The organism is Bradyrhizobium cenepequi (genome assembly GCF_020329485.1).
Classification (GTDB): domain Bacteria; phylum Pseudomonadota; class Alphaproteobacteria; order Rhizobiales; family Xanthobacteraceae; genus Bradyrhizobium; species Bradyrhizobium cenepequi.
This window is the reverse complement of record NZ_JAGKJI010000055.1, coordinates 1-15,922: the sequence shown is the minus strand read 5'-3', so window position 1 is coordinate 15,922 and position 15,922 is coordinate 1. Positions and strand designations below refer to the sequence as shown.

Annotated in this window: 18 protein-coding genes and 1 riboswitch; of the genes, 12 read left to right on the top strand and 6 right to left on the bottom strand. The window is 63.2% G+C overall.

What is annotated here, in order from left to right; genetic code table 11:
• Nucleotide 1 precedes the first annotated feature (1 nt).
• Nucleotides 2–1,183, bottom strand: a complete 1,182-nt coding sequence (locus J6497_RS34355) for an extensin family protein (protein ID WP_376708317.1) — start codon at nucleotides 1,181–1,183, stop codon at nucleotides 2–4.
• A 78-nt stretch (nucleotides 1,184–1,261) separates the two neighbouring features.
• On the opposite strand from J6497_RS34355, the gene J6497_RS34350 reads away from it, so the two are divergent.
• Complete coding sequence (locus tag J6497_RS34350; RefSeq protein WP_225708673.1) at nucleotides 1,262–2,890, top strand: fatty-acid--CoA ligase; 1,629 nt, start codon at nucleotides 1,262–1,264, stop codon at nucleotides 2,888–2,890.
• A 323-nt stretch (nucleotides 2,891–3,213) separates the two neighbouring features.
• Here the strand turns inward: J6497_RS34350 and J6497_RS34345 are convergent, their stop codons facing one another.
• Nucleotides 3,214–3,465 carry a hypothetical protein gene (locus J6497_RS34345; RefSeq protein WP_225708644.1) on the bottom strand — a complete coding sequence of 84 codons (252 nt, stop codon included), beginning with the start codon at nucleotides 3,463–3,465 and terminating at the stop codon, nucleotides 3,214–3,216.
• Nucleotides 3,466–3,815: 350 nt separating this feature from the next.
• Between J6497_RS34345 and J6497_RS34340 the strand changes: the two genes are divergently transcribed.
• A complete protein-coding gene (locus J6497_RS34340; RefSeq protein ID WP_225708643.1) occupies nucleotides 3,816–4,031 on the top strand; it encodes a hypothetical protein in 216 nt (71 codons plus the stop codon).
• Between the two features lie 211 nt (nucleotides 4,032–4,242).
• Nucleotides 4,243–5,091, top strand: coding sequence for a DUF1499 domain-containing protein (locus tag J6497_RS34335; RefSeq protein WP_225708642.1), 849 nt, complete (start codon nucleotides 4,243–4,245; stop codon nucleotides 5,089–5,091).
• A gap of 70 nt (nucleotides 5,092–5,161) precedes the next feature.
• On the opposite strand, the gene J6497_RS34330 is transcribed toward J6497_RS34335, so the two are convergent.
• From J6497_RS34330 to J6497_RS34320, 3 genes are all read right to left on the bottom strand, one after another.
• Entirely contained in the window at nucleotides 5,162–5,695 is a 534-nt protein-coding gene (locus J6497_RS34330) for a PRC-barrel domain-containing protein (protein ID WP_225708641.1), read from the bottom strand.
• Nucleotides 5,696–5,840: 145 nt separating this feature from the next.
• Nucleotides 5,841–6,218 (bottom strand): PRC-barrel domain-containing protein, encoded by a 378-nt coding sequence (locus J6497_RS34325; RefSeq protein WP_225708640.1) that lies wholly within the window; start codon nucleotides 6,216–6,218, stop codon nucleotides 5,841–5,843.
• A 199-nt stretch (nucleotides 6,219–6,417) separates the two neighbouring features.
• Nucleotides 6,418–6,975, bottom strand: a complete 558-nt coding sequence (locus tag J6497_RS34320) for a hypothetical protein (protein WP_225708639.1) — start codon at nucleotides 6,973–6,975, stop codon at nucleotides 6,418–6,420.
• A 171-nt stretch (nucleotides 6,976–7,146) separates the two neighbouring features.
• Between J6497_RS34320 and J6497_RS34315 the strand changes: the two genes are divergently transcribed.
• Together J6497_RS34315 and J6497_RS34310 are read left to right on the top strand one after the other, a co-directional pair.
• Entirely contained in the window at nucleotides 7,147–7,884 is a 738-nt protein-coding gene (locus J6497_RS34315) for a response regulator (protein WP_225708638.1), read from the top strand.
• A 2-nt stretch (nucleotides 7,885–7,886) separates the two neighbouring features.
• Nucleotides 7,887–9,215, top strand: coding sequence for an ATP-binding protein (locus tag J6497_RS34310; RefSeq protein WP_225708637.1), 1,329 nt, complete (start codon nucleotides 7,887–7,889; stop codon nucleotides 9,213–9,215).
• 2 nt (nucleotides 9,216–9,217) lie between these two features.
• Here the strand turns inward: J6497_RS34310 and J6497_RS42230 are convergent, their stop codons facing one another.
• The gene (locus tag J6497_RS42230) at nucleotides 9,218–9,673 is read right to left on the bottom strand and encodes a hypothetical protein (protein WP_376708316.1); all 456 of its coding nucleotides are present in this window, start codon (nucleotides 9,671–9,673) and stop codon (nucleotides 9,218–9,220) included.
• 22 nt (nucleotides 9,674–9,695) lie between these two features.
• Here J6497_RS42230 and J6497_RS34300 point away from each other — a divergent pair, with 22 nt between their 5' ends.
• From J6497_RS34300 to J6497_RS34270, 7 genes are all read left to right on the top strand, one after another.
• On the top strand, nucleotides 9,696–10,232 hold the full coding sequence (locus tag J6497_RS34300; protein ID WP_376708315.1) for a transglycosylase SLT domain-containing protein: 537 nt from the start codon (nucleotides 9,696–9,698) through the stop codon (nucleotides 10,230–10,232).
• Between the two features lie 54 nt (nucleotides 10,233–10,286).
• Nucleotides 10,287–10,427: riboswitch (TPP riboswitch) on the top strand.
• On the top strand, nucleotides 10,415–11,428 hold the full coding sequence (locus tag J6497_RS34295) for an FAD-dependent oxidoreductase (RefSeq protein ID WP_225708636.1): 1,014 nt from the start codon (nucleotides 10,415–10,417) through the stop codon (nucleotides 11,426–11,428). Its footprint overlaps the riboswitch before it by 13 nt.
• On the top strand, nucleotides 11,419–11,616 hold the full coding sequence (thiS, locus tag J6497_RS34290; RefSeq protein WP_225708635.1) for a sulfur carrier protein ThiS: 198 nt from the start codon (nucleotides 11,419–11,421) through the stop codon (nucleotides 11,614–11,616). Before J6497_RS34295 ends, thiS begins: the two co-directional genes overlap by 10 nt.
• A gap of 224 nt (nucleotides 11,617–11,840) precedes the next feature.
• Nucleotides 11,841–12,623 carry a thiazole synthase gene (locus J6497_RS34285; protein ID WP_225708634.1) on the top strand — a complete coding sequence of 261 codons (783 nt, stop codon included), beginning with the start codon at nucleotides 11,841–11,843 and terminating at the stop codon, nucleotides 12,621–12,623.
• Complete coding sequence (locus J6497_RS34280) at nucleotides 12,610–13,218, top strand: thiamine phosphate synthase (RefSeq protein ID WP_225708633.1); 609 nt, start codon at nucleotides 12,610–12,612, stop codon at nucleotides 13,216–13,218. Before J6497_RS34285 ends, J6497_RS34280 begins: the two co-directional genes overlap by 14 nt.
• Before the next feature lie 25 nt (nucleotides 13,219–13,243).
• Complete coding sequence (gene thiC, locus J6497_RS34275) at nucleotides 13,244–15,142, top strand: phosphomethylpyrimidine synthase ThiC (RefSeq protein WP_225708632.1); 1,899 nt, start codon at nucleotides 13,244–13,246, stop codon at nucleotides 15,140–15,142.
• A gap of 29 nt (nucleotides 15,143–15,171) precedes the next feature.
• A complete protein-coding gene (locus J6497_RS34270; RefSeq protein ID WP_225708631.1) occupies nucleotides 15,172–15,876 on the top strand; it encodes a hypothetical protein in 705 nt (234 codons plus the stop codon).
• Nucleotides 15,877–15,922: the final 46 nt, after the last annotated feature.

The window sequence follows — 15,922 nt, the reverse complement described above, 5'->3', positions numbered from 1 at the left end:
ATCAAGGGCGCCGGCTTTGCCGGCGCTTTTTTGTTGGCTGCGATTTGGTCGCTGCACGCTTTGACTCCGCGCTGTCGGAATCGCCAGCATCCGGCTTCCTCGCTTTCGACTTCGTATTTTCCGACTTGGTGTCAGTCTTGACGTCGCTCTTGGCGCCACCCTTTGGGTCATCCTTGGCCGCGACCTCTCGCGGCGGCGCTTCTTCGGGACGCTGGGCGGGCAGCAGTGGGGCGACCACCGGCAGCGGGTCCAAGACATCCCACTGGCAGATCCGGTAATTGTTCCGGCGCTCCATCAGGTCGACATGGATGTGGTCTTCGTGGTGCCAGTCGGAGCCCGGCCCCAGCACGGTCGTAAAACGGGTGCAGGCTGAATGCAGCACGCTCTCGCGCAGATCGCGCGGCACGGCGCGGTCGGTGAGCGAGATCGAGCGGCCGTTCGCGAGCTTGAAGGCGCGGACATCGAGCGCATTGGCGCGGCCATGTTCCGAAAGCTGCGCGCCGGGGACGCCGTTGCGGCCGCGGCATTGGAAGGAATCGAGATTATCGAGATCGCTGACGCTGCTGCCGAACCCGGCAGCCAGCGGCGCGATGTCGACCCGCACCCAATCGGCAATGGCGGTGGCCATGCTGCAGCGGAGGATCGCCGCCGGCTTCACCGCAACCCGCCGCTTGTCAGCCAGCACGATCGCTTCAAGCCGCACCAGATCCTCGCCACCGCAGGCGCCCGGACCGTGAATGGCGGGAACGCTTGGCGCGATAGCGATATCGTCGGTCAACGCCTGCCGGCAGGCCGAAGGCTCGGGTGCAGCCTGCTCGGGAGCCTTGCCGTCGGGAGCCTTGCCGTCGGGAGCCTTGCCGTCGGCGGCTTTGCCATGGTCGGCCGGCGGCATCTTTTTTGCGGCCGCGGGCTCGCGCGTCGCGACAGGCGCCTCGGCCGGGCGGGGCTTTGGCAGCGGCACGGCCGCTCGATGGACGGCCCGATGCGGCCTTGGCCGAGGAGGAGGAGCGAACAGGTCAGCCCAAGGGGACGAAAGAGGGAACGGGACCGACCTGCGGGCGGCCATAGCGGGTTCGGCCAGCATCCCGAACAATATGGCTACAGTGGTAACCAGTGCCATTCCGGTGCGGCCAAAGGCGCCATAAGTGGATTTTCGGCTTGCTTTCTCCGCGCTACAGTTCATGTCAATTTCGTGATGGAGCGGCTGGCCACACCCGTCTGGCAGTCATGCGAGGGAAGAACACTGAGGAGGGACGTGCGTATGCTTGGTTTGATGCAAGACTGGCCTTTGCTGTGTCACCGGATTATCGAACACGCAGCGAAATATCACGGCACGCAGGAGGTCGTGACCCGGTCGGTCGAAGGCCCGATCCATCGCACCACTTATGCGGCGATCCATGCGCGCGCACTGAAGGTCTCGCAGAGCCTGGAGCGCGACGGCATCAAGCTCGGCGACCGTGTCGCCACCATCGCCTGGAACACCTGGCGCCATCTCGAAGCCTGGTATGGCATCATGGGTATCGGCGCGATCTGCCATACCGTCAACCCGCGGCTGTTTCCGGAACAGATCGCCTGGATAATCAACCACGCCCAGGATCGCGTGGTGATGACCGACCTCACCTTCGTGCCGGTGCTGGAGAAGATTGTCGACAAGCTTCCGAGCGTCGAGCGCTATGTCTTGCTGACCGACAAGGCCCATATGCCGGAAACCACGCTGAAGAACGCGGTCGCCTATGAAGACTGGATCGCGGCGTCCGACGGCAAACTCCAGTGGAAGACCTTCGACGAGAACACCGCGGCGGCGATGTGCTACACGTCGGGTACGACGGGCGATCCCAAAGGCGTATTGTATTCGCACCGTTCCAACGTGCTGCATGCGCTGATGGCCAACAACAAGGATGCGCTCGGCACATCCGCAACCGATACAATGCTGCCGGTGGTGCCGTTGTTCCATGCCAACAGCTGGGGCATCGCTTTCTCCGCGCCCTCGATGGGCACCAAGCTCGTGATGCCCGGGCCGAAGCTCGATGGCGCGTCAGTCTACGAATTGCTGGACACCGAAAAGGTGACGCACACCGCCGGCGTGCCGACGGTGTGGCTGATGCTGCTGCAGCACATGGCCGCCAACAACCTGAAGCTGCCGCACCTGGAGATGGTGATCTGCGGCGGCTCGGCGATGCCGCGCTCGATGATCGACACCTTCATCAAGATGGGCGTGGAACCGCGCCACGCCTGGGGTATGACCGAGATGAGCCCAATCGGCACCGTCGCGGCGCTGAAGCCGCCGTTCGAGGAGCGCACCGGCGAGGAACGGCTCGACGTGCTGCAGACCCAGGGTTACCCGCCGTTCGGCGTCCAGATGAAGATCACCGACGATGCGGGCACGGAACTGCCGTGGGACGGCAAGACGTTCGGCCGGCTCAAGGTCTCGGGACCGTCGATCGCCAAGGCTTATTTCCGCGTCAACAGCAACATCCTCGACGAAGGGGGTTATTTCGACACCGGCGACGTTTCGACGATCGATGCGCACGGCTACATGCGGATCACCGATCGCTCCAAGGACGTGATCAAGTCCGGCGGCGAATGGATCTCGTCGATCGATCTGGAGAACCTCGCGGTCGGCCATCCGGCCGTGGCCGAGGCCGCCGTGATCGGCGTGCGTCATCCGAAGTGGGACGAGCGTCCGCTCCTCATCGTGCAGCTCAAGCAGGGCCAGCAGGCGACGCGCGAGGAGATCCTGAAATTCATGGACGGCAAGATCGCAAAATGGTGGATGCCCGACGACGTCGTCTTCGTCGACAGCATTCCGCACACCGCGACCGGCAAGATCCTGAAGACCGCACTGCGCGATCAATTCAAGAGCTATAGCCTCCCGACCGCAGCGGCCTAGGATCGGCGCCAGTTAATGCGCCCTCTCCCCTTGTGGGAGAGGGCCACTCCGTCGCCTGCAGCGAACTCGCTCGGGTGAGGGGTTCTCTCCGCGAACATTCGTGCCCGTGGAGCCCCCGATCGGCTCATGCTCTAACGCCTTGATTGCGTCTGCTGCAATTTCGGCCATTTCTGATAGAGCGCCTCGTCCTGCTCCGGCGTTCGGGCGCCTTGCCGACCGGACTCGCGGGCCCGTACGGCCATGAACTGGTCGAACTGCTGGCATGTGTCCGATGCCGGACCGGAATTCCGATCGAGCCATTCCTGCGCGGCCGGGAAACGATTTCAACCCTTCAGCGGTGCACCCAACACCGCCTCCTTCCGCTTCGGATGGAACGGCGGCTGCTGCAGGTATTTCAGGCGGTCGAAGAAGACCTGAACGAAATGCTCCACCTTGCGGTATCGCTCGGTCTTCGCCGGCCAGTTGTAGGCCGCAAGGATCGCCGGAACGGCGATCGTGTCCACGCGGCCGCCGGGCGGGATGAGCGAAGGATAATCCTCGGCCTTCAGGACGGATGGCAGATAATCGCTCTGCAAGGGGCGCTATACGGGATCGGCACAAAATGCAGACCATCTCCCTTCACCTGGCTTACAGCCTTGGAGAAGCGCGATCCCGGCTGCGCAGCGAAACGCCACGTTGGTCACACGTCGGATTGTCATGTCAGAAAGCTCCGGATGATCGAGATTCGGAAGGGCGAGGAGCATCTACGCGTACCCCCAGCGGCAGCGGGTCGTTGGCGAGGCCGCTACTGTCCTGCACGGTAAGGGTCGCAGCCCGCCTGCGTTGCGGTGCCGGAAAGATCGAGGCCTTCAAGGACCGCCAATACGACGAGATGGATGCAATGTCGCTCGACCGGACCTCCGGACTCTGCGACGCCGGAATAGCCATGACGATGATCAGCGCAATGCTCGCCGCAACGGCGGCCGCGATCGAGAACCTGACCCCCACGCTGAGCAGCGCGCGCCTTCCTGAGTTGCGGAGCACGGATGGCACCTCGATGGGCTCCATCGCTTCCTGCATGGCTTGGGCGACGGCTTTGGTGAACATTTCCGAATTGTCGCGGCGGCGTGGGCTGCCCAGCGGTTTGGTTCCGACAACCTAGAGGCGAGCGTTTAGACAAAAGTACGGTCTAGTCAATATGCAACTAAAGATCGCATCAATTGAATGACCAATCGACAAGTTGCTGAATTTTCCCGCCGCCTGAGCCATGTCGCCCGTAAACCTTGAAATTGCCGAGCTGCCGTGGTCTCAAGCTGCGAGTTTTTCAACGGGCCGCTGACAGTCGGCCCAGCCCAAACCCGGCAGTTTTATCGATGGCCCGCAGGTTTTCCGTTCCCTACCAGTCGGAGCCGGTTTCCGGCCTCGCCACCTGGGCGCGCAACCTCGCGATCTTCTCCGCCGTCGCCGTGGTGGTCTCGGTCCTCATCGTCCGCTTCGGCTTCCTGGAGATGAAGCCGGCGCTGGCGACCTTCTTCGGCGCATTGGCCCTTGCCGGACTTTCGATCCTGCTCGGCTTTGCCGCCTTCGCCGCAATTTGGCAGAACGGTTCGCGTGGCATGGGCCGCATCCTTCTGGCGTTCCTGATCGCCGCGGTGGTGCTCGCCTATCCTGCTTATCTCGCCGTGCAATATCGCCGGCTGCCGCCGATCCACGACATCACCACGGACCCGATCGATCCGCCGCGGTTCGAGGCGCTGGCGCGCTTGCGCACCAGTGACGACACCAATTCGGCCGTCTATGCCGGACTCTACTCCGCCGAGCAGCAGCGCCGCGCCTATCCCGACATCGAGACTGTCGAACTCGAGGTGCCGGTCGACCGCGCCTACACGGTGGCGCTGCAGCTCGTGAACCGGCGCAAATGGCTCGTCATCGATGAGCGCCCGCCGACGCCACCGCGCCGCGTCGGCCGCATCGAGGCGGTGGCGCGTACACCGATCATGGGCTTCCGCGAGGACGTTGCGATCCGCGTCATGCCCGATGGCGAGGACTCGCGGGTCGATATTCGCTCCGCCTCGCGTTATTTCAAGGCCGACCTCGGCAGCAATGCCGCGCGCGTGTCAAAACTGATCGAGGACATCAACACCGCTGTCGACAACGCAAAGGCTGCGCCGAAAAAGGCGCCGCCGCCGCCCAAGGTGCAGGCGAAGACGGTGAAGAAGTGAGGCGCGCGCCGAGCACGAGAACGCGCCCGGCCGAACCGGGCGCGCTTTGCTTGAGCAGGTGACCACCACCTTATTCAGTCGAGTACTTGAACTCCGGCATCGCCTTCAGCTCGTCCTTGGTCGCGCTGTAGACGGCGTGATCGGGGTACCAGGGGTTCGACTTGGCAGTCGAGGTCGAGCCTGTCGCAGCACCCGTGGTCGTGGGCGATCCAGCGCCGCCCGGCTGCTTTGCGCCGGTGTTCGACGCGCTCGCAGAGGCGACCGGCTCACTGACGAACTTGACCTTCTCGAAGGGCACCGCGACCAGATGCTCGCCGACACCGAGGAAGCCGCCAACACCGATCACGACCGCTTTGATGCTGCCGCTCTTGTCCATCAACATGTCGTTGATAGAGCCGATGCTCTCGTTGCTGTCGTTATAGACATTCAGGCCGGCCATTTTCGACGCGCGCCAAGTGCCCTTGAACGACGAGGGGGCGGTGGTTGACGTGGTGGCTTGGTTGCTCGGCTGGTCTCCGGTCGCCGTGTTCGGCGTTTGCGCGAACGCGACGCTTGCAAGCAAGGCCGAAGCCGCGAGGCCAGTGATGGCATACTTCGCTAACATGATCGGATCCTCCAGTTTCGAAATCGGTGCTGAGAAAACCCGTCACGTCAGCAAGCGTTCCGTGTCAGGTAACACGGAACTTGCGACGCCAAACCAACTCGAGGCCAAATTGAAAAATTAAAAGTTATAAGTGACGAGCACATTTTCAGAAACCGCCCCAATAAGGCGGTATGCCGTAGTAGCGATGCAGCTCGACTTCCTGCGACCGATCGCCCCAATCGAAATCCTTGTCGGCGCGAAACGACGGCGCGCGTTTCAACTCTTCATCTGATATGTCGAGCTCATAGGCTTCGAAGCGCGTGTTGTAGCGGAGCCGCGCCCACGGCAAGGGAATCAGATTGGTTCCGAGGCCGAAGAAGCCGCCGAAACTGAGCACGGCGTAAGACACTTGTCCGGAGACCTTGTCGATCATCAGCCGTTCGATGTGGCCGATCATCTCGCCGTTCGGTCGCCGCACCGCAGTACCTTCGACGCGATCGCTGGCGATGAGCCGATGCGGATTGGTGCTGGCGTCGGCTGCCATCTGGCCCTCCCCACAAATGATCGATAACGTCAACGCCACATTCGGCGACTGGTTCCTCCGCCGCTGGTGGGACAGCCACCCTTCCCTTTCGGGGAAGCACAAGCCCAGGTGGAAAGAAACGCAACCCGGGACCGCTCCGTCAACTTTGACGAGCGGCCCCGGGTTACGCGTTGCGCCTGCGTCGCCGCGTCAGGCGTCTCTAGCTCTGGTAATCGATCAGCAGCGCGGAGAAAGAACTGCCGTCAGCCGCTGTGCTCGCGCTGCCGACCGAATTGTAGGAGCTCGACGACGCCGACAGCGAGTCCTGCAGCGACTGCAGGAACTGCTGCAGGATGTCGCTGACGGAATCGGTCGTGGTGCTGGCGTCATCGGTCGAGCTTGACGCGTCCGATGGCGGTGGCGCGCCGGCGCCGCCGTGGTGGCCATGGGCACCGCCGGGACCTTGCGCGAAGGCGGCCTTGAATACGCCCTGCAATTCGGTTGCCTGATCGCTGGTCAGCTTGCCGCTCGCGACCTCCTGGTTGATGAGATCATCGAGCTTGGACTGCATCTCGTCCTGCGACGGCCGCGTGCCGCCGGCCTGATCGCTGGCACGGCTCGCCTGCATCGAGGCGTCGATATCCGTCAGCGCCGACGACAACGCGTCCTGATCGGACGAGCTGATGGCGCCGGAATTGATTTCGGACTGCAGTTCATCCTGCAGCCGCTGCAGAGGCGACTGGTAGCTGCTGCCCGAAGCAGCCGAGATCGCGGTCATGGAAGGCTCCAAATGATTCTGATAAGCACGCCTGAAACTCGCCGCGACGGTAGGGTTAACCGTCTTAACAGTGCCTTTTGGCCTGTTACCCCCTGTTGCCGCCCGTCCTCCAGAAACATCCGGAAACAAAAATCTTCGCCACTTGTCTCGAATCACGGACAAAAGGTCAGCATGGCCCAACCACAGCCGAACATCCTTGTCGTCGAGGACGACCGCGAGACGCGCAGCCTGATCGCGAAATATCTGCGCAACAACGCCTGCAACGTCACCACCGCCGGCGATGGCCGCGAGATGGTCCGCGCGATGACCGACCGTCGCATCGACCTTCTGATCCTCGACATCATGCTGCCGGGCGAGGACGGCCTCAGCCTGTGCCGCAAGGTGCGCGCGACCTCGCAGACGCCGATCATCATGCTGACCGCGCGCGGCGAGGATGTCGATCGCATCCTCGGCCTGGAGATGGGCGCTGACGACTATCTGGCGAAGCCGTTCAATCCGCGCGAGCTCCTGGCCCGGATCAATGCGGTGCTGCGGCGGCAGGCGGCGGCGCGCACCGCCAGCGCCATCGAAGGCGCGACCGTGCTGACGTTCCAGGGCTGGCGGATCGACTTCCGCCTGCGCGAACTGCGCAACCCGGAAGGCGCCAAGGTCGCCATGACCAGCGCCGAATTCGACCTGCTCAGGACCTTCTGCGAGCGGCCCGGCCGCGTGCTGTCGCGCGAAAGCCTGCTCGACCTCACGGGCGCGCGCAACGCCGGCTCGTTCGAGCGCTCCATCGACGTCCTGGTCAGCCGCATCCGCCGCAAGATCGAGCCGGATCCGCAGGAGGCTACCATGATCAAGACGGTGCGCGCCGGCGGCTACATGTTCACGCCGAGGGTGGAAATAATTGCCGCTGCGGGCAATTGACGATGACGCTCGCCGGCTTCCTCAATCTGCGGCGCATCAGCGGCCAGATCGCGGCGCTGGTGGTCGCCTCGATCGTCGCCATCCACGTCATCATCGCCACGATCTTCCTGCTGTATCGGCCGGACCAGCCGGAGCCGCCGGGTGACCGCGGACATGCCCAGCTCGCCAGCGCGATCCAGTTGCTCGGTGCCGCCTCCCCGTCGGAACGGCAGCGGCTGTCCGCCGATATCAACAACGCGTTTCCGCAACTGGCCATCGAGAGCCTTCCGCCTGGCACCACGCCGGCTGCCGGCGAACTGAATGAGCGCGAATTGCACTTCCTCCACCGCCGGCTCGGCGGCGCCTATCGGCTGTTTCCGTTGGTGGGCGAAGGGCCGAGGGTCGGCATCGTGCTGCCCGACGGCGCGATGATCTCGGCAAGGCTGTTTGCGGATCGGCACCGGCCGCCGTTCCTCGGCGGTCCCTGGATGATGACGCTGTTGTTCATGGTCATCAGTGTCACGCTGCTCGGGCTGTGGGCCGCACGCGCGCTGACCGCGCCGCTGTCGTCCTTCGCACGCGCCGCTGAAAGCTTCAGCCTCGACGGCGCGGCGGCGCCGCTGCCCGAACGTGGGCCCGAGGAGATCCGTTCGGTCGCGAAAGCGCTGAACCGCATGCGCGAGCGCATCACCGGGCTGATCGACGACCGCACCAGGATGCTGGCCGCGATCAGCCATGACCTGCGCACGCCGATCACGCGGATGCGGCTGCGCTCGGAATTCATCGAGGACGAGACCCATCGCAGCCGCATGCTCGACGATCTCGACCAGATGCGCACGATGCTGGAATCGGTGCTGTCGTTCCTGCGCAACGACCGTCGGCTGGAATCAATGACGCTGACCGATGTCGCCAGCACGCTGCAGCTCGTCACCGACCAGTTTTCCGACATGGGCCACAAGGTGAGTTACGACGGCCCCGCGCACGCGATGGCCACCGTGCGGCCGGACGACCTGCACCGCAGCGTCACCAATCTCGTCGAGAACGCGGTCCGCTTCGGCGCCGAGGCGACGATCCGCCTCCGTACTGCAGACGATCGCATCACGATCGACGTCGAGGACGACGGCCCCGGCATTTCGGATGCGCGCAAGCACGATGTGCTGGAGCCGTTCATGCGCGGCGACGATGCGCGCAACATGAATGAGGCCGAAGGCTTTGGCCTCGGGCTGTCGATCACCAACGCGATCGTGCTCGCGCATGGCGGGACACTATCGCTGCACGACAAACAGCCTCACGGGCTCCTGGTGCGGATCGAATTGCCGGTGCGCCAAGAAGGTCGGCGCTCGGCGGCCTGACCTCAGGCGGCCAGCGGCGCCCGTTCGCTGTTGGGCTCCGGATAGATCGCGATGGCCTCGAAGCGGTAATCGCAGGCGCGGCAATGCCAGAGATAGAAGGTGCGGCCGGCGTCGTGCTCGACCCAGTCCGGCTTCGTGATCGGCTTGCCGCATTGTGCGCAAGGATTTCCACGCGGCAGATCAGTGGACTCAAAATGGGTCATGATGCGTCTCCCTTTGTCGCTTTTCTTGGTCGGCTTTTGATTGTCGTTTCTTGATTGTTTGCAGGACGCGCTGAACCCGCGCCCGCCATGCAAAATTCTAGGGCGGCTTTGAGTCATTTGCGCGACAATGTGCTTGCCGCCCCGCAGCAAATCGTCGTTTAAGACCTTACTGAAGCCCGTCGCGTAACGCCTCGTTTTCGCCATATCCCTGCCCGGCAGCCGCAACAATTCGGTTGCGTAAGTGGAACAGATCATTCCGTCGCCGAGACCTCGTCCGATGAAATTCCCTTTCGCACTCACCTCGCTTGCGGCCGTTGCCGCGATGCTAACCGGTTCGCCTGCGCAGGCGCAGCAGCGTTCGCAATATGAGGCGCTGATCGCCGCCCATGCCCAGGCCAATCTGGTGCCGGATGCGCTGGTGCACCGGGTGATCGTGCGCGAGAGCAAGTATCGGCCGAACCTGATCGGACGCGGCGGCGCGATTGGGCTGATGCAGATCAAGCTCGCGACCGCCCGCGGCCTTGGCTACAGGGGCGACGTGGCGGGCCTGCGCGATCCCGAGACCAATCTCACCTATGGCATCAAATATCTCGCCGGCGCCTATCGCGCCGCCGGCGGCAACCACGACCGCGCCGTGCGCTACTACGCCGGCGGGTATTATTACGCCGCCAAGCAGCAGCGGCTGCAGCACCTGAGGGAATCCAAGGCTGAATCCCGGCCGGCGTTCGCTGTCGCATTGCAAAAACAGCAGGCAGAGGCCGAAGCGCTGGAAAGCGCTCCCGGCGACAATGCACAGCAGATGTCCGGCAACTGAGGGACACGGCCGCGAAGCGCGACATTGACAGCTCAGCGCATCCGCTTACATTAGAGGCGTTCCGAGGGGTGCTCCGAGGAGGAGCTGAGATATCGCATGCTTGGGGTCGACCATCTGGTCGATATCCGGGACCGCGGTGACCCTTTGAACCTGATCCGGGTCATACCGGCGAAGGGACAGGGATGTACCAGAACAAGTCTCCGCGGGGGGATTCCCCCGTCTCCATCATCGGCGCAGGCATTGCCGGCGCTTGGCAAGCATTGTTGTTCGCACAGGCCGGTCACGCCGTCACTTTGCACGAGCGCAGTGACGCGGCGATGACGGCATCCACAAGCCATTGGGCCGGCGGCATGCTCGCGCCCTATTGCGAGGCGGAGGTGGCCGAACCCATCATCAGCCGGCTTGGCCTGCGCTCGCTCGACATCTGGCGGCGCGAATTGCCGGATACGCCGTTCAACGGCTCTCTGGTGGTGGCGCATGCCCGCGAGCGCAACGATTTCGAGCGTTTCGCCAGGATGACGGAAGGCCACGAGCGGCTCGATGCCCCCGCGGTTGCCCAGTTCGAGCCCTCGCTCGATGGCCGTTTCCGCGACGCGCTGTTCTTCCCGGCCGAAGGCCATGTCGAGCCGCGCCGCGTGCTGCCCAAGCTGCACGAGCGCATCCTCGCCGCCGGTGGCGTCATCAAGTTCAACAGCGACGTGAACGCGCGGGATCTCGAAGGCATCGTGATCGATTGCCGCGGCCTTTCCGCGCGCGACGGAGAGCCGGAGCTGCGCGGCATCAAGGGCGAGATGATCCTGATCGAGACTGCGGAGGTGGAGCTGGCGCGCCCGGTGCGACTGATCCATCCGCGCTGGCCGCTTTATGTGATCCCGCGCGAGGATCACTTGTTCATGCTGGGCGCGACGTCGATCGAGGCCGAGGACACCGGCGTCAGCGTCCGCTCGGCGCTGGAGCTGCTCGGGGCCGCCTATTCGGTGCATCCGGCCTTTGCCGAAGCACGTATCGTCGAATTCGGCTCCGGCCTGCGCCCGGCCTTTCCCGACAATCTGCCGCGGATCACGATCAACAAGCAGACAATTTCCGTGAACGGGCTCTACCGCCATGGTTTCCTGCTGGCGCCGGCGCTGGCGGAATTGACGCTCGCTTATGTCGAGCGCGGCATGATCGACAATGAGGTGATGCGATGCGCGTGATCGTCAACGGCGAGCCGCGGGAGATCCGTGCTGCCAGCGTCGACGCGCTGCTCGCCGAGCTCGAATACGAAGGCACCCATTTCGCCATCGCGCTGAACTACGACGTGCTGCCGAAGAACCGCTGGGCCGAGACACAGATCAAGGCTGGCGACGAGATCGAGATCATCACGCCGCGCCAGGGAGGGTGAGAATGTTGGGAACGCAGGTGCGTGCCGCACCTCGCCCCGCCTGCGGGGAGAGGTCGGATCGCATCGCAAGATGCGATCCGGGTGAGGGGGACTCTCCGCGAGTCTCACTTCCACCGTTTTCGCGGAGGCAGCCCCTCACCGCAACCCTCCCAGAGCGAGCTTTGCTCGTCCCGGCCCCGCGAAGAGCGGGGCGAGGGAGCTAACCGAGACCGCGGAGACGCACCATGCTGAACTTCTACGGCAAGACCTTCTCCTCCCGCCTGCTGATCGGCACGGCGCTCTATCCCTCGCCCGCGATCATGCAGGCGGCGATCCGCGCTTCCGGCGCCAACGTCGTCACGGTGTCGCTGCGGCGCGAGGCCGCCGGCGGCAAGACCGGGGACGCGTTCTGGTCGCTGATCCGCGAACTTGACGTCACAGTGCTGCCGAATACCGCCGGCTGCCGCACCGTGCGCGAGGCGGTGACCACGGCAAAGCTCGCGCGCGAATTGTTCGGAACGAGCTGGATCAAGCTCGAGGTCATCGCCGACAACGACACGCTGCAGCCCGATGTTGTCGGCCTGGTCGAAGCCGCCTCGATCCTGGTCAAGGACGGCTTTGAAGTGTTCCCCTATTGCACCGAGGATCTTTCGGTGGCGATGCGGCTGGTCGATGCCGGCTGCAAGGTGGTGATGCCCTGGGCCGCGCCGATCGGCAGCGCCAAGGGGATCACCAATCGCGATTCGTTGAAGCTGCTGCGCGACCGCCTGCCCGACATCACGCTGGTGGTCGATGCCGGCATCGGCGCACCCTCGCATGCGGCCCACGCGCTCGAGCTCGGCTACGATGCAGTGCTGCTCAACACGGCGGTCGCAAAGGCGGCAGCCCCTGTCGCGATGGCAAACGCATTCCGCCTCGGCATCGAGGCCGGCCGCGCCGCCTATGAGGCTGGGCTGATGGAAGCACGCGATTTCGCCTCCCCCTCCACCCCTGTCATCGGGACTCCGTTCTGGCATGCCGTATCCTGATCCATTTTATCCCGTCGTCGACAGCGTCGCCTGGGTCGAGCGACTGACAAAACTCGGCGTCGGCACCATTCAGCTCCGCGCCAAGGACCTGAACGACGCTGAAGCGCTGCAGATCGTCACCGATGCGCTCGCGGTGACCAAGGGCACACCGACAAAGCTGGTCGTGAACGACTATTGGCGCGCGGCGATCGTCGCCGGCGCCGAACACCTGCATCTCGGCCAGGAGGATCTCGCGGGTGCCGATCTTGCCGAGATCCGACGAGCGCGCCTGACGCTCGGCATCTCCACCCATGACGATGAGGAGCTTGCCACCGCGCTGAAGGCCGAGCCGGACTATGTCGCGCTCGGCCCGATCTTCCCGACCACGCTGAAATCGATGCGCTTCGCCCCGCAGGGGATTCCAAAGATCACCGAGTGGAAGCAGCGCATCGGCGACATCCCGCTGGTTGCGATCGGCGGCATCAAGTTTGAGCAGGCCGCGGAGATCTTCGCAGCCGGCGCCGACTCGATCGCCGTCGTCTCCGACATCACCCAGAACGCCGACCCCGATGCGCGGGTCAGACAATGGCTTGGCGCTTCAGCCAAAGCCGCTTGAAGTAAGAAGTTTACGGAGGAACTCCATGAATATCCGTTCCAACCCTGATACCACCATTCCCGCCGTCACCACGGGGCCGCTGCCCTCCTCGCGCAAGATCTTTTCGACCCCCGAAGCGGCGTCCGACCTCCGCGTGCCACTGCGCGAGATCATCCTGAGCGAGGGCGCCGGCGAGCCCAACCTTCCTGTTTATGACACCTCGGGTCCTTACACCGATCCGTCCATCACAATCGACGTCAATGCCGGCCTGCCGCGCAACCGTCTCGCCTGGGTCAAGGAGCGCGGCGGCGTCGAGGAATATGAAGGGCGCACGATCAAGCCGGAAGACAACGGCAATCTCTCCACTGAGAAGGCGGCGCGCGCCTTCACCGCGCATCACAAGCCGCTGCGCGGGCTCGACGGCCACAAGATCACCCAGCTCGAATTCGCCCGCGCCGGCATCATCACCAAGGAAATGATCTATGTCGCCGAGCGCGAGAATCTCGGCCGCAAAAAGCAGCTCGAGCGTGCGGAGGCCGCCCTCGCCGACGGCGAAAGCTTCGGCGCCTCGGTGCCGGCCTTCATCACGCCGGAGTTCGTGAGGAGCGAGATCGCACGTGGCCGCGCCATCATTCCGAGCAACATCAACCATGCCGAGCTCGAGCCGATGATCATCGGCCGCAACTTCCTGACCAAGATCAACGCCAATATCGGCAACTCCGCCGTGACGTCGTCGGTCGAGGAGGAGGTCGAGAAGATGGTGTGGGCGATCCGCTGGGGCGCCGATACCGTGATGGACCTCTCGACGGGGCGCAACATCCACACCACCCGCGAATGGATTTTGCGCAACTCCCCGGTGCCGATCGGCACCGTGCCGATCTACCAGGCGCTGGAGAAGTGCAACGGCGATCCGGTCCAGCTGACCTGGGAGCTCTACAAGGACACGCTGATCGAGCAGTGCGAACAGGGTGTCGACTATTTCACCATCCACGCCGGCGTGCGCCTGCCGTACATCCATCTCACCGCCAACCGCGTCACCGGCATCGTCTCGCGCGGCGGCTCGATCATGGCGAAGTGGTGCCTGGCGCATCACAAGGAGAGCTTCCTCTACACCCATTTCGACGAGATCTGCGACCTCATGCGCAAGTATGACGTCTCGTTCTCGCTCGGCGATGGCCTGCGTCCCGGCTCGATCGCCGATGCCAACGACCGCGCCCAGTTCGCGGAGCTCGAGACGCTGGGCGAGCTGACGAAGATCGCATGGGACAAGGGCTGCCAGGTCATGATCGAAGGTCCCGGCCACATCCCGATGCACAAGATCAAGATCAACGTGGACAAGCAGCTCAAGGAATGCGGCGAAGCGCCGTTCTACACCTTGGGCCCGCTGACCACAGACATCGCGCCGGGCTATGACCACATCACCTCAGGCATCGGCGCTGCCATGATCGGCTGGTTCGGCTGCGCCATGCTCTGCTACGTCACGCCGAAGGAACATCTCGGCCTGCCCGACCGCAACGACGTCAAGACCGGCGTCATCACCTACAAGATCGCCGCTCACGCTGCCGATCTCGCGAAGGGCCACCCGGCCGCGCAGCTCCGCGACGATGCGCTTTCGCGCGCAAGGTTCGACTTCCGCTGGACCGACCAGTTCAACCTCGGCCTCGACCCCGACACCGCAAAGAGCTTCCACGACGAGACCCTGCCGAAGGAAGCCCACAAGGTCGCCCACTTCTGCTCGATGTGCGGCCCGAAATTCTGCTCGATGAAGATCACGCAGGACGTGCGGGATTATGCGGCGACGCTGAATGATCCGGCGAGCGTGGGGATGTCAGTGCAGGGCACGATCGAGGACGGCATGGCGAAGATGAGCCAGAAGTTCAGGGAGATGGGGGGCGACGTGTACGTGGATGCGGAGCAGGTGAAGGAGAGCAATCAGGCGTTGTAGAAACTCTCTACTAGGAGACTAACAACGCCATGATTGTCGATACAGCCAAATGGTTGAACGACAATCAGGGCGTTGTTAGTCTGCTCATATTTGCATTGACGATTTTTGGTGGTTGGATAACTGGAATTTTTTCTGCTTTGAGGCGGCGGCCAAAGCTGCGAATTAATTTAATCGATGGGCCAACATTTTGCTCAACGTTTTCAACGGGTGAGAAATACAATGAGTTCGACGTTCATCGAACCGGTTTTGCGTTATATCTACAGTTATCAAATGTTGGCTCCGCGCCAACAAGCATCGACAGCGTAAAGCTTGGATATCAGTGGCATGTGCGGCCACTCTCTTTGATCTGGCTCAAGCATCGCTTTTTTTGGTTTTGGCTGGAGAGCCCAGCAGTCGCACTTGAGGATTTCCAATTTGCGATCGGAGAGAAAGTCAAGTTCTATCCCTTCTTGCTCCAACGAAGTACGATTTCGGGACAATCGGCTAACACTTACCTCCAGGTCGGCCAGTCGGTAAATGGAGTCGTATATTTCGAGCAGTCTGACAGTTGGGGAGGCTTCTTCCCGTCACCTAAGAATGGGCGAACTAAGGTGAGAGTTGCAGTTCTCGACGCTTTTGGAAGAAGTCACAAGGAGACTTTTTCCATTCCAGTCGTTTCCCTTCAAGAAGCGAGAAAGTTCAATCCTTCTTTCGGTGATACACTTCCGGCCCTTCGCAGCGAAACTCCAGGCTGAGCTATGTCCCCCATCCACCACTTCCCTCCCCCGCCCGGCCTCAAAG

Bases quoted from the DNA above. Each gene is read 5' to 3' on its own strand.
- J6497_RS34355 (WP_376708317.1), bottom strand. From the start codon at position 1,183: ATGAACTGTAGCGCGGAGAAAGCAAGCCGAAAATCCACTTATGGCGCC.
- J6497_RS34350 (WP_225708673.1), top strand. From the start codon at position 1,262: ATGCTTGGTTTGATGCAAGACTGGCCTTTGCTGTGTCACCGGATTATC.
- J6497_RS34340 (WP_225708643.1), top strand. From the start codon at position 3,816: ATGACGATGATCAGCGCAATGCTCGCCGCAACGGCGGCCGCGATCGAG.
- J6497_RS34335 (WP_225708642.1), top strand. From the start codon at position 4,243: ATGGCCCGCAGGTTTTCCGTTCCCTACCAGTCGGAGCCGGTTTCCGGC.
- J6497_RS34330 (WP_225708641.1), bottom strand. From the start codon at position 5,695: ATGTTAGCGAAGTATGCCATCACTGGCCTCGCGGCTTCGGCCTTGCTT.
- J6497_RS34325 (WP_225708640.1), bottom strand. From the start codon at position 6,218: ATGGCAGCCGACGCCAGCACCAATCCGCATCGGCTCATCGCCAGCGAT.
- J6497_RS34320 (WP_225708639.1), bottom strand. From the start codon at position 6,975: ATGACCGCGATCTCGGCTGCTTCGGGCAGCAGCTACCAGTCGCCTCTG.
- J6497_RS34315 (WP_225708638.1), top strand. From the start codon at position 7,147: ATGGCCCAACCACAGCCGAACATCCTTGTCGTCGAGGACGACCGCGAG.
- J6497_RS34310 (WP_225708637.1), top strand. From the start codon at position 7,887: ATGACGCTCGCCGGCTTCCTCAATCTGCGGCGCATCAGCGGCCAGATC.
- J6497_RS42230 (WP_376708316.1), bottom strand. From the start codon at position 9,673: ATGATCTGTTCCACTTACGCAACCGAATTGTTGCGGCTGCCGGGCAGG.
- J6497_RS34300 (WP_376708315.1), top strand. From the start codon at position 9,696: ATGAAATTCCCTTTCGCACTCACCTCGCTTGCGGCCGTTGCCGCGATG.
- J6497_RS34295 (WP_225708636.1), top strand. From the start codon at position 10,415: ATGTACCAGAACAAGTCTCCGCGGGGGGATTCCCCCGTCTCCATCATC.
- thiS (WP_225708635.1), top strand. From the start codon at position 11,419: ATGCGCGTGATCGTCAACGGCGAGCCGCGGGAGATCCGTGCTGCCAGC.
- J6497_RS34285 (WP_225708634.1), top strand. From the start codon at position 11,841: ATGCTGAACTTCTACGGCAAGACCTTCTCCTCCCGCCTGCTGATCGGC.
- J6497_RS34280 (WP_225708633.1), top strand. From the start codon at position 12,610: ATGCCGTATCCTGATCCATTTTATCCCGTCGTCGACAGCGTCGCCTGG.
- thiC (WP_225708632.1), top strand. From the start codon at position 13,244: ATGAATATCCGTTCCAACCCTGATACCACCATTCCCGCCGTCACCACG.
- J6497_RS34270 (WP_225708631.1), top strand. From the start codon at position 15,172: ATGATTGTCGATACAGCCAAATGGTTGAACGACAATCAGGGCGTTGTT.